This is a genomic window from Amycolatopsis sp. NPDC104819 (assembly GCF_055583145.1).
In genome coordinates, this window is the sequence record NZ_JBVJON010000003.1 from 705,691 (window position 1) to 732,262 (window position 26,572).

General features: G+C 71.5%; 29 protein-coding genes. 3 read left to right on the forward strand and 26 right to left on the reverse strand.

All coding sequences use genetic code 11. The features are described 5' to 3' along the window. Positions 1–153: 153 nt before the first annotated feature. The 5 genes from ACZ63E_RS12620 to ACZ63E_RS12640 form a co-directional block, all read right to left on the reverse strand. Positions 154–771 (reverse strand): response regulator transcription factor, encoded by a 618-nt coding sequence (locus tag ACZ63E_RS12620; RefSeq protein WP_465336066.1) that lies wholly within the window; start codon positions 769–771, stop codon positions 154–156. Between the two features lie 123 nt (positions 772–894). Next, positions 895–2,373 (reverse strand): DUF7405 family protein, encoded by a 1,479-nt coding sequence (locus ACZ63E_RS12625; protein WP_465336067.1) that lies wholly within the window; start codon positions 2,371–2,373, stop codon positions 895–897. A 6-nt stretch (positions 2,374–2,379) separates the two neighbouring features. Further along, positions 2,380–3,456 carry an L-cysteine desulfhydrase Cds1 gene (gene cds1, locus ACZ63E_RS12630; RefSeq protein WP_465336068.1) on the reverse strand — a complete coding sequence of 359 codons (1,077 nt, stop codon included), beginning with the start codon at positions 3,454–3,456 and terminating at the stop codon, positions 2,380–2,382. Further along, entirely contained in the window at positions 3,453–3,728 is a 276-nt protein-coding gene (locus ACZ63E_RS12635; RefSeq protein ID WP_465308415.1) for a DUF4229 domain-containing protein, read from the reverse strand. Before ACZ63E_RS12635 ends, cds1 begins: the two co-directional genes overlap by 4 nt. Positions 3,729–3,739: 11 nt before the next feature. Then, positions 3,740–4,213 (reverse strand): Lrp/AsnC family transcriptional regulator, encoded by a 474-nt coding sequence (locus ACZ63E_RS12640; protein WP_465336069.1) that lies wholly within the window; start codon positions 4,211–4,213, stop codon positions 3,740–3,742. A 280-nt stretch (positions 4,214–4,493) separates the two neighbouring features. On the opposite strand from ACZ63E_RS12640, the gene ACZ63E_RS12645 reads away from it, so the two are divergent. Next, a complete protein-coding gene (locus ACZ63E_RS12645; protein ID WP_072474890.1) occupies positions 4,494–4,706 on the forward strand; it encodes a BldC family transcriptional regulator in 213 nt (70 codons plus the stop codon). Positions 4,707–4,851: 145 nt separating this feature from the next. Further along, positions 4,852–5,037, forward strand: a complete 186-nt coding sequence (locus ACZ63E_RS12650) for a hypothetical protein (protein WP_465308411.1) — start codon at positions 4,852–4,854, stop codon at positions 5,035–5,037. 76 nt (positions 5,038–5,113) lie between these two features. Here the strand turns inward: ACZ63E_RS12650 and ACZ63E_RS12655 are convergent, their stop codons facing one another. From ACZ63E_RS12655 to hemL, 8 genes are all read right to left on the reverse strand, one after another. Further along, positions 5,114–6,424: a MinD/ParA family ATP-binding protein gene (locus ACZ63E_RS12655; protein ID WP_465336070.1), complete on the reverse strand. Its 1,311-nt coding sequence runs from the start codon at positions 6,422–6,424 to the stop codon at positions 5,114–5,116. A gap of 76 nt (positions 6,425–6,500) precedes the next feature. Next, on the reverse strand, positions 6,501–7,469 hold the full coding sequence (ccsB, locus tag ACZ63E_RS12660) for a c-type cytochrome biogenesis protein CcsB (RefSeq protein ID WP_465336071.1): 969 nt from the start codon (positions 7,467–7,469) through the stop codon (positions 6,501–6,503). A gap of 3 nt (positions 7,470–7,472) precedes the next feature. Next, a complete protein-coding gene (gene resB / locus ACZ63E_RS12665) occupies positions 7,473–9,068 on the reverse strand; it encodes a cytochrome c biogenesis protein ResB (protein ID WP_465336072.1) in 1,596 nt (531 codons plus the stop codon). Then, positions 9,065–9,838, reverse strand: a complete 774-nt coding sequence (locus ACZ63E_RS12670; RefSeq protein ID WP_465336073.1) for a cytochrome c biogenesis CcdA family protein — start codon at positions 9,836–9,838, stop codon at positions 9,065–9,067. The genes resB and ACZ63E_RS12670 overlap by 4 nt, the downstream gene beginning before the upstream one ends. A 131-nt stretch (positions 9,839–9,969) precedes the next feature. Continuing rightward, positions 9,970–10,323 (reverse strand): hypothetical protein, encoded by a 354-nt coding sequence (locus ACZ63E_RS12675; RefSeq protein ID WP_465336074.1) that lies wholly within the window; start codon positions 10,321–10,323, stop codon positions 9,970–9,972. Positions 10,324–10,412: 89 nt separating this feature from the next. Beyond that, positions 10,413–10,976 carry a TlpA family protein disulfide reductase gene (locus ACZ63E_RS12680; protein ID WP_465308399.1) on the reverse strand — a complete coding sequence of 188 codons (564 nt, stop codon included), beginning with the start codon at positions 10,974–10,976 and terminating at the stop codon, positions 10,413–10,415. Continuing rightward, positions 10,973–11,599 carry a histidine phosphatase family protein gene (locus tag ACZ63E_RS12685; RefSeq protein WP_465308397.1) on the reverse strand — a complete coding sequence of 209 codons (627 nt, stop codon included), beginning with the start codon at positions 11,597–11,599 and terminating at the stop codon, positions 10,973–10,975. Before ACZ63E_RS12685 ends, ACZ63E_RS12680 begins: the two co-directional genes overlap by 4 nt. Continuing rightward, complete coding sequence (gene hemL / locus ACZ63E_RS12690) at positions 11,596–12,897, reverse strand: glutamate-1-semialdehyde 2,1-aminomutase (RefSeq protein WP_465336075.1); 1,302 nt, start codon at positions 12,895–12,897, stop codon at positions 11,596–11,598. The genes ACZ63E_RS12685 and hemL overlap by 4 nt, the downstream gene beginning before the upstream one ends. A gap of 62 nt (positions 12,898–12,959) precedes the next feature. Between hemL and ACZ63E_RS12695 the strand changes: the two genes are divergently transcribed. Further along, positions 12,960–13,436 (forward strand): TspO/MBR family protein, encoded by a 477-nt coding sequence (locus tag ACZ63E_RS12695; RefSeq protein WP_465336076.1) that lies wholly within the window; start codon positions 12,960–12,962, stop codon positions 13,434–13,436. Here ACZ63E_RS12695 and ACZ63E_RS12700 read toward each other — a convergent pair. The 13 genes from ACZ63E_RS12700 to ACZ63E_RS12760 form a co-directional block, all read right to left on the reverse strand. Further along, positions 13,433–13,957 (reverse strand): hypothetical protein, encoded by a 525-nt coding sequence (locus ACZ63E_RS12700; protein WP_465336077.1) that lies wholly within the window; start codon positions 13,955–13,957, stop codon positions 13,433–13,435. The two genes, ACZ63E_RS12695 and ACZ63E_RS12700, sit on opposite strands and share 4 nt — an antisense overlap. 11 nt (positions 13,958–13,968) lie before the next feature. Next, positions 13,969–15,174, reverse strand: coding sequence for an ABC transporter permease (locus ACZ63E_RS12705; protein ID WP_465308389.1), 1,206 nt, complete (start codon positions 15,172–15,174; stop codon positions 13,969–13,971). Further along, positions 15,171–15,875 carry an ABC transporter ATP-binding protein gene (locus ACZ63E_RS12710; RefSeq protein WP_465336078.1) on the reverse strand — a complete coding sequence of 235 codons (705 nt, stop codon included), beginning with the start codon at positions 15,873–15,875 and terminating at the stop codon, positions 15,171–15,173. Before ACZ63E_RS12710 ends, ACZ63E_RS12705 begins: the two co-directional genes overlap by 4 nt. Next, on the reverse strand, positions 15,872–17,182 hold the full coding sequence (locus tag ACZ63E_RS12715) for an efflux RND transporter periplasmic adaptor subunit (protein WP_465336079.1): 1,311 nt from the start codon (positions 17,180–17,182) through the stop codon (positions 15,872–15,874). The genes ACZ63E_RS12710 and ACZ63E_RS12715 overlap by 4 nt, the downstream gene beginning before the upstream one ends. Before the next feature lie 62 nt (positions 17,183–17,244). Next, the gene (locus tag ACZ63E_RS12720; protein WP_465308383.1) at positions 17,245–17,571 is read right to left on the reverse strand and encodes a hypothetical protein; all 327 of its coding nucleotides are present in this window, start codon (positions 17,569–17,571) and stop codon (positions 17,245–17,247) included. A gap of 13 nt (positions 17,572–17,584) precedes the next feature. Then, positions 17,585–18,031, reverse strand: a complete 447-nt coding sequence (locus ACZ63E_RS12725; protein WP_465336080.1) for a hypothetical protein — start codon at positions 18,029–18,031, stop codon at positions 17,585–17,587. Next, on the reverse strand, positions 18,028–18,570 hold the full coding sequence (locus ACZ63E_RS12730) for a hypothetical protein (RefSeq protein WP_465308379.1): 543 nt from the start codon (positions 18,568–18,570) through the stop codon (positions 18,028–18,030). The genes ACZ63E_RS12725 and ACZ63E_RS12730 overlap by 4 nt, the downstream gene beginning before the upstream one ends. 18 nt (positions 18,571–18,588) lie before the next feature. Then, a complete protein-coding gene (gene hemB / locus ACZ63E_RS12735) occupies positions 18,589–19,560 on the reverse strand; it encodes a porphobilinogen synthase (RefSeq protein WP_465336081.1) in 972 nt (323 codons plus the stop codon). Between the two features lie 107 nt (positions 19,561–19,667). Continuing rightward, the gene (locus ACZ63E_RS12740; RefSeq protein ID WP_465308375.1) at positions 19,668–21,200 is read right to left on the reverse strand and encodes a bifunctional uroporphyrinogen-III C-methyltransferase/uroporphyrinogen-III synthase; all 1,533 of its coding nucleotides are present in this window, start codon (positions 21,198–21,200) and stop codon (positions 19,668–19,670) included. Between the two features lie 88 nt (positions 21,201–21,288). Next, the gene (gene hemC / locus ACZ63E_RS12745) at positions 21,289–22,218 is read right to left on the reverse strand and encodes a hydroxymethylbilane synthase (RefSeq protein WP_465336112.1); all 930 of its coding nucleotides are present in this window, start codon (positions 22,216–22,218) and stop codon (positions 21,289–21,291) included. Between the two features lie 20 nt (positions 22,219–22,238). Further along, complete coding sequence (locus tag ACZ63E_RS12750; RefSeq protein WP_465336082.1) at positions 22,239–23,546, reverse strand: glutamyl-tRNA reductase; 1,308 nt, start codon at positions 23,544–23,546, stop codon at positions 22,239–22,241. Next, complete coding sequence (locus ACZ63E_RS12755) at positions 23,543–24,457, reverse strand: redox-sensing transcriptional repressor Rex (RefSeq protein WP_465336083.1); 915 nt, start codon at positions 24,455–24,457, stop codon at positions 23,543–23,545. The genes ACZ63E_RS12750 and ACZ63E_RS12755 overlap by 4 nt, the downstream gene beginning before the upstream one ends. A 357-nt stretch (positions 24,458–24,814) precedes the next feature. After that, complete coding sequence (locus tag ACZ63E_RS12760; RefSeq protein ID WP_465336084.1) at positions 24,815–26,377, reverse strand: molybdopterin-dependent oxidoreductase; 1,563 nt, start codon at positions 26,375–26,377, stop codon at positions 24,815–24,817. Positions 26,378–26,572 lie beyond the last annotated feature (195 nt).

The following is a 26,572-nucleotide window of genomic DNA, read 5'->3' on the forward strand; positions in this document are numbered from 1 at the left end:
GCTTTCCGCCCCACCCCCCCCCCCCCCCCCCCCCCCTCTTCTCCCCCCCCCCCCCCCCCTCCCCCCCCCCCCCCCCCCCCCCCCCTCCCCTCCTCCCCCCCCCCCCTCCCCCCCCCCCCCCCCCCCCCCCCCCCCCCCAGGGTCAGATCTCCATCAGCCACGGGTCGTCTGCCCGGAGCCGATGGCCGCCAGGATCTCCCGCTCCCGCCGCGTCAGCGACAGCGGGTAGGGCCCCGGCAGCTCGGCCGATGCCCCGACCAGCCCGAGCCGGACGGCGTGCGCGACCGCGTGCGCCTGGCTGTGGACGTCGAGCTTCACGAAGATCTGCTGCTTGTGGTTCTCGACCGTGCGCGGGCTGATGCCCAGCTCCACCGCGACCTGACGCGGGGTGCGGCCGGCGCTGATCAGGCACAGCACCTGCCGCTCCCGCGTGGTCAGCGACGGTGTCCCGGCCGGCGCGCCGGCCTGCCTGACCAGCTCGAGCAGGACCCGGAGCCCGCTGCCGTACGGCACGACGGCGGCCGTCCCCGCCGCCCGGGCCCCGGGTCTTTCGTCGCACAGGCCGATCAGCCGGACCGGGGAGGGCAGCGGCCCGGAATCCTTCCCGTCCGCCTCGAACACCGCGACGTCCGGGGTGCGGCCCTCGCACACCTCGGCCAGCCGCGTGCGGGACGGCACCGTTCCCACGACGGCGACGCCGGGAACGCGCGCCAAGTTGTCCGCGAGGAGCTCACGGAACAGGCGGTTGCCGTACTGCACAACGACTCGCACGGCAGGCTTCGTCGCCACACCCCACCTCGATCCGGTCGGCTCTCTCCCCTCGCGAATCGTCTGTTCGACAGTTTCGCACACCCGCTCACGAAAGGGTCTGGACCAAATGGCGGCACTGCGCGCTCAGGTCAGCTCGACGAGCGGGAACGCGCGGTGCCGCCGCGGCGGGATCAGGTAGTTCTGCCGTCGGGTCGCCGTGATGAAACGTTCCAGGCCGTGGTCTTCCTCTTCCAGGTCGAACTCGTCGAGCAGATCGACGGAAGCCTGGCTGCAGCGCAGATCCGCGAAAAAGTCCGCGCTCGGGAAGAATCCCGAGAACTGCAGCTTCGGCGTGTTCCGGCCGGTGCGGGTGTCCATCGTGTCGAAGCCGGGACCGTCGATGCGCAGGTGGATCGGGCGTCCTTCGGCGGTCCGGCCGGTGCGGTGCAGCTGCGAGACGTGCCCGATCCTGGCGAACTGCCGGGCGCTCGTGCGCGCGTAGTCGCGGCCGTTGAACTGGTTGCGCAGCACGGCGCCGCGCATGCCGAGGCTGCGCGGGCCGCCGCCGTCGAGGAACGGGTCGGCCGGATCCTCTGGTACCTGTGCCGGTGACTGGAACATGTACTGCAGCCGCTCGTCGAAGTTCTCGCAGTGGTCGACGGCCGCGTCGGGTTCGCGGCCGTCCACGTAGAACTGCTGCAGGTCGAGCAGGACGTGCGAAAGGTGTTGCACGGCACCGTTGTCGAAGTAGCCGCCCGGCTGCGCGTTCGTCAGCCGGATCCCGTGCCCGCCGACGAAGGTGACGTCGCCGGCGAGGTAGCGCGGCAGGCCCATCTGCACGAACATCGCGCGGGACGAGGTGATCGTCATGCCCGCGTCGAACCGCGGCGACGCGATCGGGCGGCCGACGAGCCGGCCGCTGCCGCCGAGCCACGCCACGACGTCCGCCACGTAGCTCCAGTCGTCGCCGCGGATGGTGAACAGGACGTCGTTGTTCTCCAGCACCAGCGGCACGGTGAACTCGGGCCGCCGCAGCTCGAGGGCGTGCCCGCCGGGCGCGATGTCCGTGGGGCCCGCGACGGCGCGCTTGAGCACGGGCTGGTTGCCCGCGAGCGTGCGCGGCATGTTCGCGTTCACGAGTGTGGCGGGGAACCGCGCGAAGTAGGTGTCGCTGTAGGCCACGTGCGTGAAGATGCCGCCGGGTGCGTACGGGTAGTTGCCTTCGATGGTGCGCAACGCGGACTCCATCCGGCCCGCGTCCGCTTTGGACGGTGCGCGGCTCAGCCGCGCGGTGACGAACGTGGTGTGGATCGGCGGCATGCCGACCGGGACACCGTCCATCGTCTGGGCCGGCGGCAGGTACGGGCCGAGGTCGAACTGGACGTCGGGGAAGGCGACGTCGTCGGCCGCCCAGGCCATCCGCACCGGCACGCGGGCGAAACCGGAGACGAGGTCGAGCGTGCCGAGCGCGGCCATCGCCCCGGCGACGACGCCGGTGCGGCGCAGGGCGGTCCGGCGGTCGACCGGGCGGGACCGGATCGGGACGATGCCGACCCCCGCGTCACCACCGGAGCGGTGCGGCGCCCGGCCACCGTAGATCTTCGCGAGCGCCCGTCCGTCCACAAGGGATCAGTCTTCGACGGCGAACTTGCCCGTCGTCAGGAACTCCTCGAACAACGCGGTGTGCGGTGCGAGGTCCAGACCTTGCTGCGCGACCCACTCGTCGTGGTAGTACGTGTGCGCGTACCGCTCACCGCCGTCGCAGAGGAGGGTGACGACGCTGCCCGCCTGGCCGTCCTCGACCATCCGGGAGATGAGCCGGAACGCGCCGTAGAGGTTCGTGCCGGTCGAGCCGCCTGCCCAGTGGCCGGTGCGCTCCCGCAGCAGCCGGATCGCCGCCAGCGAGCCGGCGTCGGGGATCCGGAACATCTCGTCGATGACGCCGGGGACGAACGACGGCTCGCAGCGCGGGCGGCCGATGCCCTCGATGCGGGAGGGCATGCCGGTGGCGTAGTCGAGCGCGCCGGTTTCCCAGGCGCCGTAGAACGACGAGTTCTCCGGGTCGACGACGCAGACCTTCGTCGTGTGCCGCTTGTAGCGGACGTACCGGCCGAAGGTCGCGCTCGTGCCGCCCGTGCCCGCGCCGACGACGATCCAGCTGGGCACCGGGTGGCGCTCGGAGCGCATCTGCGCGAACACCGACTCGGCGATGTTGTTGTTGCCCCGCCAGTCCGTCGCGCGCTCGGCGTAGGTGAACTGGTCGAGGTAGTGCCCGCCGCTCTCGGCCGCGAGCCGCTCGGCCTCGGGGTACATCGCCGGGGCTTCGTCGACGTAGTGGCACTCGCCGCCGTAGAACTCGATGAGGGCGATCTTCTCCCTCGACGTCCGGCGCGGCACGACGGTGATGAAGCGCAGCCCGAGCATCCGCGCGAAGTAGGCCTCGGACACCGCGGTGGACCCGCTGGAGGCCTCGACGAGCACGGTGTCCGGCCCGATCTGGCCGTTGACCAGCCCGTACAGGAACAGCGAGCGGGCCAGGCGGTGCTTCAGCGAGCCGGTCGGGTGGACGGACTCGTCCTTGAGGTAGAGGTCGATGCCCCACTCCGGGGGCAGCGGGAAGACGTGCAGGTGCGTGTCGGCGCTGCGGTTGGCGTCGGCCTCGATGATCCGGACGGCCTCGCGCACCCAGCTGCGGCTGTGCGTCATTCCGGCTGGCCCGGGGTGTCACCGCGGAGCTCGGCACGCAGCTGCGCCCGGGCCCGGGCGCGCTTCTCGTTGCGCTTCGCCAGGCCGGCCGTGACGCGGGCGTTGAGCGGGCGGAACAGCAGCAGGCCCAGCGGCAGCCCGGCGACCAGCCCGATCAGGACGGCGACCAGCAGCGGCACGCCCACCAGGAACAGCGCCCACGCGATCACCCCGACCAGCGCGAACCGCGCCAGGAGGTACAGCGTCAGGTCACGGGGCAGGTTGGTCTCCACACTGACGCAGGTTACGCCCCGCTCGTCCGGTCCTTCTGCAGGCCCGCGTTGTTCGGACGGCCCTCGAACCGCGTCGAAAGCACCACGGTCGTGTTCGTCCGCCCGACGCCGGGGATGCGCCGGAGCCGGGAGAGGCTGCGCTCGAGCTCGTCGACGGTCGGCACGCGCACCTTGACGACGAACGCCTCGTCGCCGGCCACGGCGTAGCAGCTCTCGACCTCGTCGAGCTCGCCGAGCGCCGCGGCGACGTCGTCCTCGGTCGCGGTGTCGGTCGGATGGATGCCGACGAGGGCCGTGACCCCCAGGCCGACCGAGCTCGGGTCGACGACCGCGTGGTAGCCGGTGATCACGCCCGCGGCTTCCAGCTTGCCCACCCGTTCGTGTACCGACGACGCGGACAACCCGACCGCTCGGCCGAGGTCGGCGTAAGTGGCCCGTCCGTTGACGCGCAACGCTGCGATGATCTTCCGGTCCAACTGATCCACGGGATCACTCTATGCGGTCGGACAATCCCCCATTGGCACCACGCCTCACGGCCGATGACCGGGCGGACCGCGTCCGGGCACGTCAAGTGACCCGGAAATTTAGTTGCACACCGTAAGCAAACTGTCCGTTTTGACCTTTAAGGGCTCTTTACTCAACGACAACCGTTCGAGTACCTGACGGGTGAAGTGCAACGATTGCCGTGTTGGCTACCCCGGCGGAACGGGCCAGAAGGGCCCGGACGCCTCCGGTATAGCAGTGAGGTCGTTAAGGAGGCGGAAAATGACCGCGACGATGGGCGGACGACTGCTCACCCCTGGCGAGGTGGCAGCGCTGTTCCGGGTGGACCCGAAGACCGTGACCCGGTGGGCGACCGCGGGCCGGATCGGCTCGATCCGGACCCCGGGCGGACACCGGCGGTTCCGGGAGTCCGAGGTGAACGAGCTCCTCGCCGAGCTGACCACCGACGCCAGCGAACCGGCGCGCAAGGCCTGAACCAACCGGACGCCAGGGCCGTGTCGGGAACGGGGAACCTCCCCGTCCCGCGCGGCCCTTCGTGTGTGGTCACCCGGCTTGAGGCCCACCACACGGCCGAAGAGGTTAACCTCGGGGGACTGGCAGCCATACGGAAGGATCCGGCATGCTCGCTCTGCTCGCGGCGGTCGGCGCGCTGGTCGTCGCCCTGCTCCTGTGGCGGTCGTTCGCCGGTCAGCGGATCGGGGTGCCCTCGACTCCTCGCCGGGCCCCGATCGCCCCGGACGACGACCCCGACTTCCTGCGCCAGCTGGCCGAACAGCAGCGCAAACGCCGAGACGAAGACGGCTAGCCCTTTACGTTCCGAACCTGCCGCAGCTTGTCGTGAGTGTTTAGGGCGGTTAGAACCGCCCTAAACACTCACGAGGTCAGCGGTAGCCCTGGGAAAGCGGGGTGGCGAAGCCGTCGGCGACCGTTGCCGCCAGGTCCAGCAGGGCGAGGCGGGTGTCGCCCGACAGGCGGTCCAGCTCGATCTCCGCGCCTTCCTCCAGGTGCGGGTCGAACGGCACCTTGCACACCGCCCGGACCTTCGCGCCGAAGTGCGCCGAGAGCTTGTCGAGGTCGACCGAACCACCCTTCGGACGGACCGAGTTGATCACGGCCACCGAGCGTTTCACCAGCTCGCCGTAGCCGTGGGCCTCGAGCCAGTCCAGCGTCGCCGAGGCGCTGCGGGCGCCGTCGACCGAGCCGGACGAGACCACCACCAGCGCGTCCGCGACGTCCAGGACGCCCTTCATCGCCGAGTGCATCAGGCCGGTGCCGCAGTCGGTGAGCACGATGTTGTAGAAGTGCTCCAGCAGGTTGACCGTGCGGCGGTAGTCGTCCTCGGAGAAGGCCTCGGACACGGCCGGGTCCTGCTCGCTGGCGAGGATCTCCAGCCGGCTGGCGCCCTGGGACGTGTACGACCGGACGTCGCTGTAGCGCGTGATGCGGGCCGCGTCGCGCAGGAGGTGGCGGACCGTCGCCGTGGTCTCCAGCGGGAGCTTCTGCGACAGCGTGCCGCGGTCCGGGTTGGCGTCCACCGCCACCACCCGGTCGCCGCGCAGCGAGGCGAACGTCGCCCCCAGCGTCGTGGTCACCGTGGTCTTGCCGACGCCGCCCTTCAGCGACAGCATCGCGATCTTGTAGCACCCGCGCAGCGGCTGGTTGACGCGCGCGATCAGGTCACGGCGCTGGGTGTCGGCCGGGCTCTCCCCCGGGTTGATCAGCTTGCCGGACCCGACGTAGACGGCCTTGCGCCAGCCGGATTGCGGCGGCCGCTTCACCTGCTTGACCAGGTGCGCGGTCGACAGGTCGTGGCCGTGGCCACCCGGCTGCTGCGGCGGCGCCGCGTGCCGGCCGCCCTGGGGCTGCGGCAGCCCGGACGGCTGCTGCTGCGGGTACTGGGCCTGCGCCTGGGGGTACTGCTGCTGCGGCTGCAGCGGCGGGAGGTTCTGGTCGTAGCCGTACTGGGGCACCTGGTGCGGGCCCGAGACGGCCGGGTTGGGCACCTGGTGCGGCCCGGACACCGCCGGGTTCGCCGGCGGCGCGACGGCCTGCGTCGGCTGCACGTCGAACGCCCCCGAGGTCTCCGGGTGCGGGTGCGAGTCCGTCCGGTCGTCGGCGAACAGGCTCACCTCAGGCTGCTGTTCGGCCTGTTCGGGGTGGCCAGGAGCCGATTCTTCGCTGGGTCCGGTCACCGGTGTAAACCTCCGCGCACTCCGCCGACATCGCTCTCCCCTGAAGACGACGGTAGTCGGCGTACCCGCGGGATGCTCAGCCCACCCCGGCGTAGGAGTGCAAGCCCGCGGTGACGAGGTTCACGAAGAACAGGTTGAAGATGATCGCGGCGAACCCGAGGATGTTGATCGCCGCCGCCCGGGCGCCGCGCCAGCCGGCCGTCGCGCGGGAGTGCAGGTAGGCCGCGTAGACGACCCAGGCGATGAACGCGACGGTCTCCTTGGGGTCCCAGCCCCAGAACCGGCCCCAGGCCGACTCGGCCCAGACGGCGCCGCAGAGCACCCCGAAGGTGAACACCGGGAAGGCGAAGATCGTCGTCCGGTAGGCGATCCGGTCGAGGACGTCGGCCGCGGGCAACTTCGACGCGAACCGGGCGAACTTCGTCTCGTCCTTCTCGTGGGCCGCGCGGAACAGGTAGAGCACGCTCGCGACCCCCGGCACCAGGAAGACACCGGAGCCGATGATGGCCGCCGAGACGTGGATGACCAGCCAGTACGACTGCAGCGCGGGCTGCACCGGCGCCGCGATCGTGTACAGCAGCGTGCCGTTGACGAACATCAGGATCACGACGGGCAGCAGCAGGAAGCCGGTGAGGTGCCGGACCGGGAACTTCGACATGACGAGGATCCAGGTGACCACCGTGATGAAGGTGACCGCCATGCCGTACTCGTACATGTTGCCCCACGGCGCGCGGTGCACGGCGAGCCCGCGCAGCACGATCGCCGACAGCTGCAGCAGCGCGCCGAGCACGAGCAGCGCCGCGCCCATCCGGCCGATCCGCTCGGGGCGGCCGACCTCGCGCTGCGCGGCCTGGACCTCCTCGATCGGCGGTCCGCCGGCGCCGACGAGCTCCCGCGCGCGCAGCTTGGCGCGTTCGGTGGCGAGCCGGCCCTTGGCGCCGAAGCCCTGCTCGATCAGCGTCATCATCAGCGCGACGACGTAGATCGCCGCGGCGGTGGTGTAGAGCCAGTCGCTGTACTGCGACAGCGTCTCGTTGATCGGCATGCCTCAGCCCTTCTGACCACTGATCAGGCGTTCGCTGATCCGCTGGAACTCTTCGCCGTACCCGGCCTGGTCGGTGCGGGCCAGCCCGGCGACCTCGATCACCGTACTCGGCTCGTCCTCGGTCCCCGGCTTCACCCGCACCCACAGCCGACGCCGCTTGACCAGCAAGGACGCGCCGAGACCGAGGAACATCGCGATGGCGAACCCGAGCACGAAACCCTGCGTCGGGTCGTGGGAGACCTGCAGCGAGACCCAGTGCCCGACGCCGTCGAAGCGGACCTTCGTGCCGTCGTCGAGCTTGATCTCCTGGCCGACCTTGAGGTTCTCGCGGGCGATCTTCTTCAGCCGCCCGTCGTCGATCAGCGTCTGGTCGACCTCGAAGACGGACTGGCCGCGCCCGGCGTCCAGGCCGAGGTCGCCGCGCAGGATGTCGACGGCGACCGCGGGGTCCTTCAGCTCCGGCGCCGACGACGTCAGGACGTTGCCGTGCAGGAACGACGTCGGCGCGAAGAGGCCGGTGATGGCCAGCTGGCGCGTCCGGCGCTGCACCTCGTCGGTGACGCCGGGCTGGTCGAACTTCGTCGCGCCCTCGGCGAGCATCGTGGTCGGGTCGACCGTGCGCCACTGCGTGTTCTGCGTGCGCTGGGTGCCGTCGGGGAAGGTCACCGTGAACTTCGGCGAGTACCCCTGGCCGAGCAGGTAGACGCGGTCGCCGGCGGTGCGCAGCGGCGAGTTGACCTCGAGGCCGTACGGGCGCCAGGTGTTCGTGTCGAGGTCGCCGCCGGACTGGTACTCGATGTTCGAGTGGTAGTACTCCGGCTCGCCGGCGTCGGTGTAGCGCGCGGTGAAGTCGTTGATCTTCACGCAGAAGGGGTCGAGGTCGGTGCCGTCGACGCGCAGGCCCGCGTTGAAGGAGTCGTAGTTGTAGATGCCGGAGTTGCAGAAGGTGCTGCCGTCGGCCTGGACGATGACCTGGCCCTCGTAGCCGAACATCTTGCCCAGCGCGAAGAACACGATCAGGCCCAGCATGCTGAAGTGGAAGACCAGGTTGCCGGTCTCGCGCAGGAACCCGCGCTCGGCGGAGATCGTGCGGACGCCGTCGGCCTCTTCGCGCTCGACGCGCCGCCAGCCGGACAGCTGCTTGTGGACGGCGGCGACCTCGGCGGAGACGTCGGCCTTGCCGCGGCCGAGCCGGTAGTGCGGCATCCGCGCCAGGTTGCGCGGGGTCAGCACCGGCTTGGCGCGCATCGCCTTGACGTACTCGAAGCTGCGCGGGGTGAGACAGCCGACCAGCGAGATCATCAGCAGCAGGTAGATGGCCGAGAACCAGATGCTGGAGTAGACGTCGTAGAACTCGAGCTTGTCGAGCAGGGTGCCCCACCAGCCGTGGGCGCCGATGTACTCGTCGACCTTGGGGGCGTTGAGCTTCCGCTGCGGCAGGAGCGCGCCGGGCAGGGCGGCCAGCGCGAGCAGGAACAGCAGGACGAGCGCGGTGCGCATCGACGTCAGGCCGCGCCAGGTGTTGCGGATGAACGCGAAGGTGCGCTTGGCGGGCGTCGGGCCTTGCGGGGTCTTCGGGGGCGCTTCGGTGGTGGTCACAGCGGCAGCTCCAGAGTGCCCGTGAGCTCGTTGCGGAGGAAGCCCATCAGATCTCCCCAGACGCCGGTGACCAGCAGGATCCCGACGACCATCAGCAGCGCGCCACCGAAGATCTGCACCTGGCGGCCGTGCCGGCGCACCCAGTCGGTGGCCCGGACGGCCCAGCGGGCGCCGAGCGCGATGAGCAGGAACGGCACCCCGAGGCCGAGGCAGTAGACGGCGATCAGCAGGTAGCCGCGGGCCGCGGCGCCGCCGGTCGCGCTGGCCAGCGACATGACGGCCGAGAGCGTCGGGCCGATGCAGGGGGTCCAGCCGAGGCCGAAGACGGCGCCGAGCAGCGGAGCGCCCCAGACGCCGCCGCCGGGGACGCGGTGCGAGCGGAACTCGCGCTGCATGCCCGGGATCCAGCCGAGGAACACCAGCGCCATCGCGATGGTGAGGACGCCGCCGAGGCGTTGCAGCAGGTCCTGGTTGAGGACGAGCGTGTCCGCCAGCCAGACCAGGGTGCCCAGGGTGGCGACGAACACGACGGTGAACCCGAGCACGAACAGCAGCGCGGCGCCCAGAACGGACCACCGGCCCTTCTTGCGCTCTTCGTCGGCGCTGACCGCGGGGGCGTCCGCGCCGACGAGCGCGGCGAGGTACGCGAGGTACCCCGGCACGAGCGGCACCACGCACGGCGAGGCGAAGGAGATGGTTCCGGCCAGCAGCGCGACGCCCGCGGCGAGCAGCAGCGGTCCGGAGATCGCCAGCTCGGTAACGGAGTTCACCCCGTTGAGGGTAGGCAGTGAGGTCCCGGTGAGAACTCCGGGGCCGGTTCACAGGACCTCGGTCACAGCAGATCAGGACGTTGGTCCCGTTCGTCCGGCCCCCGTCCGGGGCCGGGCGAACGGGGTCCGCATCAGACGTGGAGTTCGCCGCCGCCGGCCAGCGTGGCGTTCAGGTTGGGGCCGTAGTTGCCGTACTCCCCCGTGTTGAGCTCGGACTGGCCGTTGCTCGTGACCGTCTCGTACGTCGTGTACGGGTAGCAGCAGCTGCCGATCGACAGCGTGTCGCCGTACCGGGCGCCGGACAGGTTCGCGTGCACCTGGTTGTTGGCCGAGTTCAGCCACAGGCGCAGCGTGCGGCCGTTTCCGCTCGTCTGCTTGAGCACCGTGAACCCCTGGACGGAGGCGGGCGCGGCCGAGGCAGGCACCTCGACCGTGACGGTGGCGGCGGCCGCGACCAGCGCGGCGGCCACGAACTTCTTGAGCATGTTCTCTCCCCATGGTCGTGCGAAACGATCATGGGGAACCTAGCCGAACAACCGCGCAAGCCGGTTAAAACCCGGCAAAAGCCCCTCGATCAGGCTTCCTTCTCCAGGCGCCGGGCCACCGGCAGCAGGTCCTGGGCCAGCACCTGCCGCAGGAAGACCGCCGCCACGCGGTGCTGTTTGTCCAGCACGATCGTCGACGGGATGATGTTGCGCGGGTAGCCGCTCAGCTTGAGCAGCACCCGGCCGTCCGGGTCGTAGATCGACGGGTACGTCAGCTTCCGGTCGCGGACGAAGTCCTGGGCGACCTCGCGCGCCGGGTCGCGGACGTCGATGCCGACCACCTGGACACCCTGCTTGACCAGGCTCTCCATCTCCGGCACCTCGGTGCGGCACGGCCCGCACCACTGGCCCCAGAGGTTCAGCACGAGCACCTTGCCCGGGTAGTCGGCCAGCGAGAGCTGCTTGCCCTCGTTCATCAGGTCGTCGCCGGAGAGCACCGGCGCGGTCTGGCGCTGGGAGACGTCGTAGGTGATGTCGACCTGGCCGCCCGGGGAGACGAAGCTGAAGCTGCTCCCCTGCACCACCGCGTCCTTGCCGGCGCTGCACCCGGCCACCAGGCCCAGCACGGCCAGCGAGACGAGCAGGCGCTTCATGCCCCGGTCACCTTCGGGTCGGTCGTGCCCGCCGGCTCGCTGTAGACGATCTCGCGCAGCTCGTCGCCGTCGAAGACCAGCGACGTCAGCGACGCCAGCGAGCACTGGCGGCGACGCGGGTCGTGCCACAGCTTCTTGCCCTCGAGGAACCGCCGCAGCGTCCAGATCGGCAGCTGGTGCGACACGCACAGCGCTTCGTGCCCCGACGCCGCTTCGCGCGCCCGGTGGACCGCGCCGAGCATCCGGTGCGCGATCTCCAGGTACGGCTCACCCCACGACGGCTTGAACGGGTTCACCAGCTTCGGCCAGTGGCGAGGCTCCCGCAGCGCGCCGTCGCCGACCGCGACGTGCAGGCCCTCGAACTGGTTGCCGGCCTCGATCAGATCCGGGTCGGTCGTGATGTCCAGCCGGTGCGCGGCCGCGATCGGCGCCGCCGTCTCCTGCGCGCGCTGCAGCGGCGACGCGACGACGTGCACGAGGTCGTGGCCCGCGACGGCCTCGGCGACCGTGAGGGCCTGACGCTGGCCGCGCTCGGAGAGCCGGTAGCCCGGCAGGCGGCCGTAGAGGATCTTCTCGGGGTTGTGGACTTCGCCGTGACGCAGCATGTGGACGACGGTGGTCACTTGACCGCCTCCGCCGCCGCGCGCGCCGCCGCGGGCAGAGCCGCTTCGATCACTTCGAACGCTTCGTCGTCCATCGCCGCGTTGACGAACCAGGCCTCGTACGCGCTCGGGGGCGCGTACACGCCGCCGTCGAGCAACGCGTGGAAGAACGGCGGGAAGCGCCACGTCTCGGACGCCTGCGCGCCGGCGTAGTCGCGTACCTCGTTCTCGCCGAAGAACACGCTCACCAAGTTGCCCGCGTACTGCACGTTATGCGCGACGCCGGCTTCGGTCAGCGCGATGTGGAAGAGGTTGCCGAGCCGCTTCGCGTTGGCGTCGAGCGCCGCGTACACGGCGTGGTCGGCCGCGCGCAGCGTCGCGAGGCCCGCGGCTACGGCGACGGGGTTCCCGGACAGCGTCCCGGCCTGGTAGACCGGCCCGCCCGGGGCGAGCTTGGCCATCACGTCGGCGCGGCCGCCGAAGGCCGCCGCCGGCAGCCCGCCGGACATCACCTTGCCGAAGGTGTAGAGGTCGCCGGCCACCCCTTCAAGGCCGAACCAGCCCGCGCCCGAGACGCGGAACCCGGTCATCACCTCGTCCATGACCAGCAGCGCGCCGTGCTCGTGGGCGAGGTCACGCAGGCCCTCGTTGAAGCCGGGCGCCGGGGCGACCGCGCCCATGTTCCCGGCCGCGGCCTCGGTGATCACCGCGGCGATCTCGCCCGGGTTGTCCACAAAGGACTTCCGGACGGCGTCGAGGTCGTTGTAGGGCAGCACGATCGTGTCCGCGGCCTGGGCGCCGGTGACCCCCGGCGACGTCGGCAGCCCGAGCGTCGCGACGCCGGAGCCTGCTTGCGCGAGCAGCGCGTCGACGTGACCGTGGTAACACCCGGCGAACTTCACGATCTTCGCCCGGCCGGTGAACCCGCGGGCCAGCCGGATCGCGCTCATCGTGGCCTCGGTGCCCGAGTTGACCAGCCGCACCTGCTCGACCGGCTCGACCCGGCCGATGATCTCCTCGGCCAGCTCGACCTCGCCGATCGTCGGGGTGCCGAACGACAGCCCGGACGTCGCCGCCGCGCGCGCCGCCTCGACGACGTGCGGGTGCGCGTGGCCCAGGATCATCGGCCCCCAGGACGAGACCAGGTCGACGTAGCGGTTCCCGTCGGCGTCCCACAGGTGCGGGCCCTCGCCGCGGACCATGAACCGCGGGGTGCCGCCGACCGAGTTGAACGCCCGGACCGGCGAGTTCACCCCGCCCGGGACGGCCGCCTTCGCGCGTTCGAACCATGCCTTGGACTGCTCGGTTCCAGTGCTCACGAGGTCCAGTCTCGCAAACCCGCCTAGGATGGCCGGACGCCGCCCGGGGAGGGGAACAGCCGGTGACCGAACGTGTGTCCCAGCGCAACCCGTGGCTCGTGCTGGCCGGCTTCGTCGGCGTGGTCGCCGTGGTGGCCGTGGTCGGCGCGCTGGCCGCGACCTCGGCGAAGGACGTCTACGCGCGCCTCGAGCTGCCGCCGTGGGCGCCGCCCGCGTCGCTGTTCGGTCCGGTGTGGACGGTGCTGTACCTGCTGATCGCGCTGGCCGGCTGGCTGTACTGGCGCACGGACGGCGAGACGCAGGGGTTCGCCGTGTACGGCACCGGGCTGCTGGCCAACCTGCTGTGGACGCCCCTCTTCTTCGAGGGCGGCGCGGCCGTGGCGGCGCTCGTCGACATCATCGTGCTGGACGTAGTCGTGCTCGTCACGATCGTCCTGTTCGCCCGCCGGTCGAAGCTCGCCGCCCTGCTGATTGGGCCCTACCTCGCCTGGATCCTCTACGCGACGGCGCTCAACGGCGTGATCGTCGCCGTCAACTAACGCGCGGCCTGCTGGGTGATGGCCTGCGCGGCCACCGTGCCGTCGTCACCCGCCTGGCCCTGGACGACCACCGTCGACCCCGGCTTGAGGTCGGCCAGCTTGCCCGCCTGGGTCACGCCGACCGTCGTCGAGTCCGATGTGGACACCTTGACGTCGGTGCCCTGCGCGGTCTTCACGTACACCGTGGTCCCGTCGACGCGGTCGACCGTGCCGGTGGTGCCGCGGCCGCCCGCCCCGCGGAACCCGCCGCCCTGCTGGCCGGTGCCGCCGGTCTGGCCGGTACCGCCTTGAGCACCACCGGTGGGGCGGGTCGGCGTGGCGGAAGACGACGAGCCGAAGGCCGCGTGCGTCCAGGCGCCGCCGCCGAACGCGATCGCGAGCACGACGAGCCCGGCCAGCACGAGCGTCGTGCGGGAAAACGGCTTCGCGGCCCGGCGCATTTCGGCGTTGAGGTCACCGTCGACCGCCGGGCGGGCGACGATGTCCTCCGCGGTCGGCGGGTTCGTGGTGGACGAAGACATGCGAAAGCTCCTTATTCGTGACGCAGGGCGTCGATGGGCCGCAGCTTGGCGGCCCGGTTCGCCGGGAAGCTGCCGAAGAACAGCCCGATCAGGGCGGAGACCGCGAACGCGAGCAGGATCGACGAGGGCACCACGACCGGCTGGATCCCGGAGATGGTGAACCGGCTGCCGACCAGCCCGATCGCGACGCCGAGCAGCCCGCCGAACAGGCTGAGCATGGTCGCTTCGGCGAGGAACTGGCCGAGGATGGCCGCGCGCGGGGCGCCGATGGCCTTGCGGATGCCGATTTCGCGGATCCGCTCGGTCACCGTGACGAGCATGATGTTCGTGACGCCGATCCCGCCGACCAGCAGCGAGATCGCCGCGACCGCCGCCAGCAGCACGGTGAACGTCTCGGTCGCCGACGTCCGGGTCGCCAGCAGCTGCTCGGAGTTCTGGATCTGGTAGTCGGCGGTGCCGCCGAGCCGGATGCCGTGGCGCGCGTTGAGGATCGCGGTGATCTCGGACTGCGCGAGCGAGACGGAGTCCGCGCTGGTGGCCTGGACGGCGATCTGGCTGAGGCTGCCGTACCCGGCCAGGGAGTTCTGCACGGCCGAGATCGGCGCGATCGCGACGTCGTCGGCGTTCTGCAGCCCGGTGCTGCCCTTGGCCTGCAGCACCCCGACCACGGTGAACTGGATGCTGTTGAGCAGCACGTTCTTGCCGACCGCGCCGGTGGTGCTCCCGAAGATCGACTCCGCGGTCGTCGGGCCGAGCACGACGACCTTCCGCGCGGCCGTGACGTCTTCGCTGCTGAACAGCTGGCCCTGCGCGAGCTCGCGGTTGGTGGTCGTGAAGTACGCCGGCTCGGTGCCCGCGACCGTCGAGATGTCGTACGACGTCTGCCCGTAGGTCGCGGTCGCCGTCGTGTTCACCACCGGTGAGGCGGCTTTGACGTCGGGCGCGCCGACCGGGTCGACCAGCGCGTGCGCGTCCTGCACGGTCAGCGGCCGCGCCGACGCGCCCTGCCCGCCGCCGCGGGCCGGGGAGACGTTGACGACGTTGGTGCCGAGGCCCTGGATGCTCGCTGCGATGGCCGCCGACGCGCCGTTGCCGACCGCGACGAGCAGGATCACCGCCGCGACGCCGATGGTGATGCCGAGCGTGGTGAGCGAGGAGCGCAGCTTGTTCGCGGTGAGCCCGCGCACGGCGAAGCGCAGGACTTCGAAGAAGTTCACGAGACCGCCCCCACCGCGCGGGTCACTTCGTCCGACACGATCAGGCCGTCGTCGACCCGGACCACCCGGTGCGCGTGCGCGGCGACCTCGTCCTCGTGGGTGATGACGACGATGGTGCGGCCGAGCCGGTTGAGCCGGTCGAAGACGCCGAGGACGTCTTCGGTGCTGCGGCGGTCGAGGTTGCCGGTCGGCTCGTCGGCGAGCAGCATCGCCGGGCCGGTGACCAGCGCCCGCGCCACCGCGACCCGCTGGATCTGGCCGCCGGACAGCTCGCTGGGCAGGTGCTTGGCCCGGTCGGACAGCCCGACCATCTCGAGCGCGGCGAGCGCGCGGCGCCGCCGTTCCGCCCGCCGGAGTCCACTGTAGACGAGCGGCAGCTCCACATTGGACAGCGCCGAGGTGCGCGGCACGAGGTTGAACGACTGGAAGATGAACCCGATCTTCCGGTTGCGCAGCAGGGCCAGCTGCCGTTCGTTGAGCTTGCCGACCCCGAAGCCGTCCAAGAGGTACTGGCCGGACGTCGGGACGTCGAGGCAGCCCAGCATGTTCAGCAGCGTCGACTTGCCCGAGCCGGACGCGCCCATGATCGCGACGTACTCGCCGGGCCAGACCGTGAGGTCGACCCCGCGCAGCGCGTGCACCGCCGTCTCGCCGGCGCCGTAGGTTTTGCGCAGTTCGGAAACCGCGATGACCGGGTTCATCCGCGCCCGCCGCCACCCGTGCCGGTGCCGCGCTGGCCGCCGCCGGGGAACCCGCCCGTGCCGCCACCGGGGAAGCCGCCGGTCCCGCCACCGGGGAACCCGCCGGTACCGCCGGTCCCGGCGCCGGTCCGGCCGGTGCCCGTGCCGCCGGTCGCGGCCGTCGCGGTCAGCACGACGTTCTCGCCCTCGGTCAGCCCGGAGGTGATCTGGACCGTCGACTCGCCGCGGATGCCGATCTGCACCTGGCGGGTGACGTTCTGGCCGTTCTCCTGCACGGTGACGACGTTGGTGCTGCCGGCGGTCGTCACGGCCGCGGCCGGCACGCTCAGCGCGTTCTCCGCCGACGCGACGGTGATCACGACACTCGCGGACTGGCCGGGCCGCAGCCCGTCCGGCGGGTCGGTCAGCGCCAGCTGCGCGCCGTAGGACACCACGCTGCCGCTGGTCGTCGGGGTCAGGTTGATGCTCGAGACGGTCGCCTGCACCGGCTTGTCCGGCAGCGCGTTGAGCGTCACCGTGGCCTTCTGGCCCGTCTTGACCTTGCTGACGTCGATCTCGGCGACCGAGGTGTCCACGACCAGGCCGGTCATGTTCGTGATGGTGATGAACCCGCTGCCGCTCGTGCTCGACGACGAAGCGGCGCTGGAGTTCGAGGAACCCTGGCCGCTGCCCTGGCCGCTCCCGCTAGACGACGTCGCGGGCTGTGAGCTGCTCGACGAGCCGCTGGAGGACTGCTGCCCCACCGTGCCGTTGACCGCGGTGACCGTGCCGGCGCCGGGGGCGTAGAGCGTGGTGTTGTCGAGTGCTTCCTGCGCGGTCTGGACGTCCAGCTGCGCCTGGTCCAGCTTCGCCTGCGCCGAGGTGACGCTGTTCGCGGCGGTCTGCGCGCTGTTCTGGCTGTTCTGCCCGGTCGCCGGGGTGTCTTCGGCGTCCTCGGCGCTGTCGAGGCTGTCCTGGGCGACGGCGAGGTTCGCCTTCGCGACCTGAAGCTGCTTCGCCGCCTGTGTGCTGTCGACCGTCGCGAGCTTCTGCCCGGCGCTGACGACGTCACCGACCTTCACGGCGATCGACGTGACCTTGCCGGCCGTCGCGAAGTTCGCCGCGCCGGTGTAGCTGCTGGCGAGGGTCCCGGCGGCGGAGATGGTCTCCGTGACCGTCGCGCGCCGCACCGGGGTGCTGCGCGTCTGGGCCTGCGCCGTGCTCGGTTCGGGGCTGAACGCCTGGTATATCCCGAATCCCGCTCCGGCCAGCAGCACGACCAGAGCACCGTTGATCACCCATGCCTTCGAGGCACGCACGCGCGTCATGCGGCAACTCTGGGACCGCCGCTTAGTGATTGGCTGTTCGTTCCCTGTGCGGAGGCTGTGTATCAGGGGTGTCGCGTACGGACCGCGAGCAGCACCTGACGCACCGCGTCGACCAGCAGGATCGCGGCCAGCGTGCCGAGCCCGACGGCCGCGGCGAGCAGCCCGCCGAAGTACCGGTGCGACTCGAGCACCGCGCCGTCGTCGGTACGAGTGACGACGGTGGCGACGCCGCCGTGCCAGCACGCGTAGGCGGCCCAGCCGGCCAGCACGGCGAGCACGACCTCCACGACGGCGACCAGCGTCCGCCACGGCTTGTGCAGCCGCGCGCGGGGGCCAGGTTCTTCCGGCGGCCAGAGCTCGGCGCCGGTGGGCTGCGGAAGGTCGATCACAGCGGAGATTTTCTCATGCTTCGCGCGGCGTCGCCCGGACGAGCCGGTCAAGCGCGTCCTGGAGCGCCTCGACGTCCTTCGCCCACGCCAGCACGACCGTGCCGTCGGTGAGCTTGACCGGCAGCGAGTCGTACTTGCGCGGCACCGCCCAGCCCCCGCCGAGCACCCGCGCGCCGACCGGCGCCCCGACGTCGGTGACCTCGGCGAGCTGCTCGGCCGGCACCTTCTCGCGGCCCTGCCGCAGCTGCCGCGTGGTGACCTCCAGCGACAGGAACCGGCGCCGCGCGTACACCCACGGCACGGTGATGGCGCACAGCCCGGCGGCGACCAGCACCCAGCCCACGACGTGCACGGGCCCGCCGGTGGCGAGCTCGGCCAGCGCGCCGACGAGGGCGAACACCGGGCCCCAGACGATCGCGGCCCAGCTCACGCCGGATTCGGCGTAGAGCCGGTCGCTCACGGCTTCTTGCCGGCCTTCGGGAAGTAGGGGGCCACCGACGGCAGGTACATCAGGATCAGCGCGATCACGAACAGCAGGGTGGCCATCACCGACGGCAGGTTGCTGAAGAGGGCGAACTGGAACAGCACGCAGGCGACCCCGAGCCAGGTGAGCACGGTGCGGGCCGAGCGGGTGCCTTCGCGGGCCTTGTAGGCGAACAGCCCGACCAGCAGGGCGAACACCACCGCCCCGACGAAGAGCAGCCAGACGAAGGTGTTCGTGCCGCTCGCCACCGAGTTCGGGTCGATCTGCCGCCCGGCCTCGCGGTTCTGCTTGATCAGCTCGTCGATCAGCTGCTGCTTGAGGGCCAGCGTGAGCACCTGCCCGCCGATCAGCACCACGCCGCCGAGCAGCCAGATCCAGAACGACGCCTGCACGGGCCCGGGCGGCCGGACCGCCGGCGCGGCCTGACCGGGCATCAGCGGGTCCGGCGAAAGGCCCCGCTTGCGCCGTTCGTCGTCGGTGAGACCGTTGAGGTCTTCGGTGTTCTTGTCCGCCACGCGGGTGAATATAGCCGGTCAGTCGAGCCAGGCGGCGGCTTCGGCGGCCCAGTAGGTGAGGATCATGTCGGCGCCCGCCCGGCGGATCGACGTCAGGACCTCGAGGACCGTGCGCTCGCGTTCCAGCCAGCCGTTCGCCGCGGCGGCCTCGACCATCGCGTACTCGCCGGAGATGTTGTAGGCGGCCACCGGCACCGGGGAGATCTCCGCGGCCGCCTTCACGACGTCCAAATAGGACAGCGCGGGCTTGACCATGATCATGTCCGCGCCCTCGGCGAGGTCGAGCTCGATCTCGCGCAGCGCCTCGCGGGCGTTGCCCGGGTCCTGCTGGTAGGTCTTGCGATCACCCTTGAGCTGCGAGTCGACGGCCTCGCGGAAGGGGCCGTAGAACGCGCTGGCGTACTTCGCGGCGTACGCGAGGACGGCCTTGTCGCTGTGGCCGACCTCGTCGAGCGCCCGGCGGATGACGCCGATCTGGCCGTCCATCATCCCGGACGGCCCGAGCACGTGCGCCCCGGCTTCGGCCTGCGCGACGGCCATCTCGGCGTAGATCCGCAGGGTGGCGTCGTTGTCCACGGCGCCGTCGGCGTCCAGGACACCGCAGTGGCCGTGGTCGGTGAACTCGTCGAGGCAGGTGTCGGCCATCAGCACGGTGGCGTCGCCGAGCTCGTGCCGCAGGTCGCGCAGGGCGACGTTGAGGATCCCGTTCTCGTCGACGGCCCCGGAGCCCTCGGCGTCCCGGTGCTCGGGGACGCCGAAGAGCATGAGCCCACCGACCCCGGCGTTGACCGCGTCGACGGCGGCTTTCCGCAGCGTGTCGCGGGTGTGCTGCACAACGCCCGGCATGCTCGAGATCGCCTTGGGCGTGTCGAGCCCCTCGGCGACGAACATGGGCAGGATCAGCTGGCGCGGCCGCAGCGTCGTCTCACCCACCAGCCGGCGCATGGCCGGGGTGGTGCGGAGCCTGCGGGGACGATGCTCGGGGAACACCCCTCCAAGTTACTCCGGTTGTGATCGCGGGAGTTCCGCAAGGGGGCCCGGAAAGCCGTGAAGGCCGCCCGGGGAAATCCCGGACGGCCTTCACGAACTGCAGAACCTCAGGACCGACGGGCCCGCTTGGCCTTCCGCGGCGGCGGCAGCGCACCTTCCGCACGAAGCCGCGCGGCGTGCTCCGCCAGCGCGTCCACCAGGTGCGGAACATCCGCCTTCTCCGGCTGGACGTCGACCCGCAGCCCGAACTCCACCGCGGTCTCGGCGGTCTTCGGGCCGATGCACGCGACCAGCGTGCGGGTGTGCGGCTTTCCGGCGATGCCGACCAGGTTCCGCACGGTCGAGGACGAGGTGAAGCAGACCGCGTCGAACCCGCCGGTCTTGATCATCTCGCGGGTCTCGGCGGGCGGCGGCGCGGCGCGCACCGTGCGGTACGCCGTCACGTCGTCGATCTCCCAGCCACGCTCGCGCAGGCCGGCCGACAGCGTTTCGGTGGCGATGTCCGCCCGGGGCAGCAGGACGCGGTCGACCGGGTCGAGCACGTCGTCGTACGGCGGGAACTCGGCCAGCAGGCCTTCCGACGACTGCTCACCCGTGGGAACCAGCTCCGGGATGATGCCGAACGAGCGCACCTTCTCCGCGGTCGCGGCGCCGACGCAGGCGATCTTCACGCCGGAGAACGCACGAGCGTCGAGCCCGAACTCCTCGAACTTCTCCCACACCGCGCGGACCGCGTTGGTCGAAGTGAAGACGATCCACTGGTAACGGCCGTCGACCAGGCCCTTGACCGAACGCTCCATCTGCGCCGGGCTGCGGGGCGGCTCGACCGAAATCGTGGGCACCTCGTGCGACGTCGCGCCGTGGCCGCGCAGGCGCTCGGCCATCTCGCCGGCCTGCTCCTTGGTGCGCGGCACCAGGACCTTCCAGCCGTACAGCGCGCGCGACTCCCACCACGACAGCTTCGAGCGCTGCCCGGCGGCCTGGCCGATCGTGACGATCAGCGGCCCGACGAGCTCGCCCGCGTCGTTGGCGACCTTCTCGAGCGTGGTGTCGAGGGTGCGCTGGGTGTTGATGGTGCCGTTCGCGGTGACCGCGACCGGGGTCGACGCCGGGACGCCGTTGCCGGTCAGCGCCGACGCGGCCTCGGCCAGGTGGGCCGACGTCGCGTGCAGCACCAGCGGGCCCGGGGACGCCGCCAGCGCCGCCCAGTCGACGTCGCCGCGGACGTCGACCTCGACGTGCGTGCCGCCGAGCGCGACACCCGCGTACGCCGGGACGGCCGCGCCCGGGGAAACGCCCGGGATGACGTCGAACACGGCGCTCGTGCGCGCGACCGCCTGGACCTCGGCCACCACGGCCGGGGTGGTCAGCGGGTCGCCCGCGACCAGCCGCAGCACCAGCCGGCCGGCCTTGGCCTCGGCCGTGAGGTCCTTGGCGACCTCGGTGGCCTCGCCGACGGCGGGCCGGACCTCGGCGCCCTCGGCCGCCATGGCCAGCACGGCCTGGGGCACGTCGGGGTCGGTCACCACGACCTCGGCCTTGGCGAGCAGTTCCTGGGCACGGACCGTGAGCAGGCCGGCGTCGCCGGGCCCGGAGCCCACGAACGCTACGCGCCCGGTGGTCTTTCGCGCGGGGGTCATCTGTGCGTTTCTCCTCTTGCGGCGGCCGTGCGGGATGGCACGGACGCAGGTCTCCTACGTCTTGCGGAAAAAGCGCTTGCGAGAAGCGCTACTCGGCGGTGCCGGAGAGGGCTCCGGCACCGAGGTCCAGCAGCTCGGCGGCCAGGTCCTTGCCCAGCTGGGCGGCCTGGTGCTTGTCAGCCAGCGCGATGGCCCGGACCATGTCCACCGCGCCGTCCTCGCCGTCGGCCGCGGCGGTGCCGCGCAGCGAGATCCGTTCCACGACCTTGCCCTCGGCGTCGAGATCTTCGACGATCTCGGCGAGCGCGCCCACCGGCGCGCTGCACCCCGCCTCGAGCGCGGCCAGCAGGGCCCGCTCGGCCGTCACCGCGGCCCGCGTGCCCTCGTCGTCCAACGTGGACGCGAGCAGATGCTCGAGGTCCACGTCGGCGGCCCGGCACTCCACCGCCAGCGCGCCCTGTGCGGGCGCGGGCAGCATCTGGATCGGGTCGAGGGTCTCGGTGATCACCTCGGCCAGTCCGACCCTGGCCAGTCCGGCACGCGCCAGGACCACGGCATCCAGCTCGCCGTCGGTCACCTTGCGCATGCGGGTGTCGATATTGCCGCGAATCGGCACGATTTCCAAACCGAGACCCAGCGCGCGCAGCTGCGCGGTGCGCCGCGGCGAGCCCGTGCCCACCGTCGCGCCCGGCGGCAGCTCGCCCAAGGTCAGCCCGTCACGCGCGATCAGCGCGTCCCGCGGGTCCTCGCGCGGCGGCACGGCGGCCAGCGAGATGCCCGGCTCGGGCGCGGTCGGCAGGTCCTTGTACGAGTGGACGATGACGTCGACCTCGTTGCGCAGCAACGCTTCCCGCAGCGCCGACGTGAAGACGCCGACCCCGATCGTGGGAATCGGCGCGGAGGACTTGTCGCCGGGGGTGGTCACGGTGACGATCTCGACCTCGGCGCCGGTGGCGCGCAGGGCGTCGGCGACGGTCCCGGTCTGGGCGAGCGCGAGCTTCGAGCCGCGGGTGCCCATGCGAATGACTCTGGTCACTGCTACTTCTTCTCTGGTGGGGGCTTCGGGCTCGCCACCGCGGCGGGCGCCTGCGGGTCGAGGCAGAACAGTTCGCGCAACGCGTTCGCGTAGTCGGTTTCGGCCGTCTCGGCGGCCAGCTGCTTCACCCGCACGGTGGGCGCGTGGAGCAGCTTGTCGACCACCCGGCGGACCGTGCGGCCGACCTCTTCCCGGACGCCCGGTTCGAGGTCGGGCAGCCGGTGGTCCAGGCGCAGCAGCTCGGCGTCGACGACCTCGGCCGCACGCCGCCGCAGCGCCGTCACGGTCGGGGTGACCTCGGCGCTGCGCTGCCCGGCGAGGTAGTCGCGCACCTCGTCGAGCACGATCCCGGTCGCCTTGGCCGTCTGGCGCTCGGTGGTCGGGGTGCCGGCTTCGCGCATCCGGCGCTGGATGGTGGCCAGGTCGACGACCCGGACGCCGGCCAGCTCGCCGACCTCGGGGTCGACGTCGCGGGGCAGGCCGAGGTCGCACACGACGAGCGGGCGGCCGCCGCGGGGAAGCACCTGCCCGGGGCCGAAGACGGCGTCCTGCGCGCCGGTGCAGCAGATCACGATGTCGGCCTCGCGGACCGCGTCCGCGACCTGCGACAGCGGGATCGCGCGGGTGGGCACGCCGTGTTCGGTGCTGTTCGCGGCCAGGCGGCGGGCGCGGGCGTCGGTGCGGTTGGCGACGGTGATCTCGCCGATCCCGGCCTTGCGCAGCTGCGACGCGCTCAAGGCGCCCATCGAGCCGGCGCCGACGATGACGGCGTGCTTGCCGGTGACGTCCCCGGCCGCGGCGAGCGCCTCGGAGACGACCGACGCGCCCAGCTGGTCGAGCCCGGTTTCGCTGTGGACGCGCTTGCCGACGCGCAGCGTGGTCTGGATCAGCTCGTGCAGCGTGCGGCCGACGGTGCCGACCTCGCGCGCGGTGGCGTAGGCGGCGCGGACCTGCCCGAGGATCTGCGTCTCGCCGACGACCATCGAGTCCAGGCCGGAGGTGACGGAGAACAGGTGCTCGACGGCCGCGCCGGCGTAGTGCACATACAGGCTGTCGTAGAGCTCGGCGGGTTCCATCCCGGCCTGGCGGGAAAGCACTTCGGAGACGTCGTTGAGGCCGCCGTGGAAGGTCTCGACGACCGCGTACACCTCGATGCGGTTGCACGTCGAGACGAGCATGACCTCACTGACGTGCTCGGCCTGCTGCAGCTCGTGCAGCACCTTGGCCACCTCGGGCGCCGGTACCGCGACGCGCTCCAGCGTGCTCAGCTCCGCACTCCGATGCGAGAGACCGACCGCCAAGACGCTCATGAGCGCACCACCATTTCCCGTCCGCCGTCCGGACCCGACCCGTTCCGCCCGCCTTTGCCATTGTCGGACGGCAGGCCCGCGCCGGGTAATCCGGAAGTGCCCTGGTTCCCAGCGGCATCATCCGCCCTGCGGGCCACGTGAAATGACAGTATCTGCAGCTCGACGGCCAAATCCACTTTGCGGACCTCGATGTGAGCAGGAACCTGCAACACGACCGGGGCGAAGTTGAGGATGCACTGGACACCACCCGCGACCAGGCGGTCACACACCGACTGCGCCGCGGTGGGCGGGGTGGCGATCACGCCGATCGAGATGCCGCGCTCGGCGCAGACCCGCGGGATGTCGTCCATGTGCGACACCGGCAGGCCGCCGACCGGCACGCCGATCAGGTCCGCGTCCAGGTCGAACAGCGCTTCCACCGGGAAGCCGCGCCCCGGGAAGCCGCCGTAGTTGGCGAGCGCGTGACCGAGGTTTCCGATCCCGACCACGGCCACTTTGTGCTGCCGGGTGAGGCCGAGGATGCGCTCGATCTGGCTGACCAGGACGCTGACTTCGTAGCCGACGCCGCGGGTGCCGTAGGAGCCGAGGTACGAGAGGTCTTTGCGCAATTTCGCGGAATTGACGCCCGCGGCCTGCGACAGCTCTTCGCTCGAAACGGTCGTCGCGCCCTGTTCCGACATCCCGGACAGCACGCGGAGGTAAACGGCGAGGCGCGCGACGGCGGCTTCGGGGATCTGCTTCGCCCGGACGGCCTCGGGGGCATCCCCGTTGCGGCCGTTCCCGTCGGCGGGTACGGCGGGCATCTCGGCCGTCGGCGCGTTGTCGGCGTCGGGCGTGTCCGGCCGGCGTGACCGCCGCGATGGCCGGCCCGGGGAGTCCGCCGCGTCGCGCCTCCCCCGCTGTGTCACCACGCCGTCGTCTCCTGCCCGCTGTGCACCCGGCGGCCATCGCCACGGCCGTGCCGAACTGTGTCTTGACCCAGGGCGCGGAGTCCGGTTCGATGCCGGACCGCCCGAGGGGCGATGGTCCTACGGTAGACCACTTGTGAACGCGCGCACAAAGTCACTGGTCGGAGGCGGTTCCCGGCGACCGGGACGGGCCCGCCGATCATGACACGGCGTCAGAATCCTTGTCCGCCAGGCACTTCCGCCGGACGCCATGAATGAGTCACTCACTTCGCCGGACGCCATGAATGAGTCATTCATGGCGTCCGACGGGGCGGGGTCCAGGGCGGGCCACCACCGAACGCGGCGGGTCCGGTGGTGAGGTCAGTGCGCGTCGAGGGAGACGGAGTGCCAGCCGGTGGCGCCGTCGGGCACGGGGTCGGCGCGGTTCTCCGTCTGGGTGTAGCCGTCCTGGTCGGTGGCCCGGACGTACGCCTGGTGCGTGCCCGCGGGCACGTCGAGCTCGATCCACCACAGGCGCCAGGTGTCCTTGCTGACCTCGGCCGAAAGGGTGGCTTCGCGCCAGGCGCCCTGGTCGAGCCGGACCTCGACCTTCGCGATGCCGGTGTGCTGCGCCCACGCCGTGCCGGCCAGCCGGACCTTGCCCGCGGTGACGTTCGCGAAGCCGGTCGGGGTGTCGATGCGGGACTCGGTCTTGATCGGCGCCTGCTCGGCCCAGCCGCGGTTGAGCCAGTACGCCTGCCGGGCGTCCCACTTGGTGAATTCGAGGTCCTTGACCCACTTCGTCGCGGACACGTACCCGTACAGGCCGGGGATGACGATCCGCGCCGGGAAGCCGTGCTCGACCGGCAGCGGCTCGCCGTTCATCCCGATCGCGAGCATCGCGCCGCGCGCCGGGTCGAGCGCGACGTTCGCCGGGGTGCCGCACGTCCAGCCGTCGACGCTCGTCGCGTACATCTGCTCGGCGCCGGCCTGCACGCCGGCTTCGTCGAGCAGGTCGACGAGGTCGACGCCGAGGAACGCCGCGTTCGAGATCAGCGGGCCGCCGACCTCGTTGGACACGCAGGTCAACGTCACCCGCCGCTCGACCAGCGGCCGGTTGCGGATGTCGGCGTAGGAGAACGTCACCTCCTTGTCGACCATCCCGTGGATCTTCAGGTTCCAGTCCTCGGTCCGGATCTGGGGCACGACCAGGGCGGTGTCGATGCGGTAGAAGTCCGCGTTGGGCGTGATGAACGGCGGTGAGCCGAGCTTCACGAAGTCGGCGTCGGCGGGCAGCGGCGGCGCGGTGCGCGCGGGGACGAGCGGCCCGACGGCGGCCCGCGAGTCCTCGGCGTTCGAGCTGGTCCCGGCGACCTCGCCGACCACCGCCGCGAGCCCCGAACCCGCGGCGACGCCGACGCCGGCCCGCAGGAACTTCCGGCGGTCGAAGCCGCGGTAGCGGATGACGTCGGGCGGCAGGGCGAGCCGGTGCAGCATGGTGAACACGACCAGCCCGGCGACCAGCGCGGCGACCGGCGCCAGCAGGGAAACCTGCCCAAGGTCGGTGCGCACGAACACCGCGGCGACCCCGGCGGCGCCGAGCAGGAAGACGAGCACCTGGCCCGCGCGCGGCGTCTTGCGCGAGAGCTGGCCGGCCAGCACCGCGAGCAAGACCAGCACCACCCCGAGCCCGACCTTGAGGATCGGCTTGTCCCAGGTGCCCAGCGTCCGCTCGGCCCACTTCACGATCGCGGTCGGGCTGTGGTCGATGACGTAGTTCGCCACCGCGATGAACGGCGAAGCCGTGTACCCGACGAAGCCCGCGACGAAGTGCCCGACACCGAGTGCGGCAGCGAGCGCGAGAAGCCCGATCAGGGTCGAAACGGGCAGCGAGAGCCGCCGCGGCGCCTCGGCCGGGGCGGGGGCGTCCTGGACAGTGCTCACGCCTCCATCTTCGGAGCCGGGGCGTGAAGCGGCCGCTCGATCTCCCTTACGGACCGGTTACGGCTCGACCCGGCGCAAGTCCTCGTGAGTGTTTAGGGCGGGGTGGATTCAAGCGGTCGTCGCAACAGGCTCCTGCGTGGACAGTAGCTGGTTGAGTCGCTCAGCTGGGGTGTCCCAGCCGAGCGTCTTGCGGGG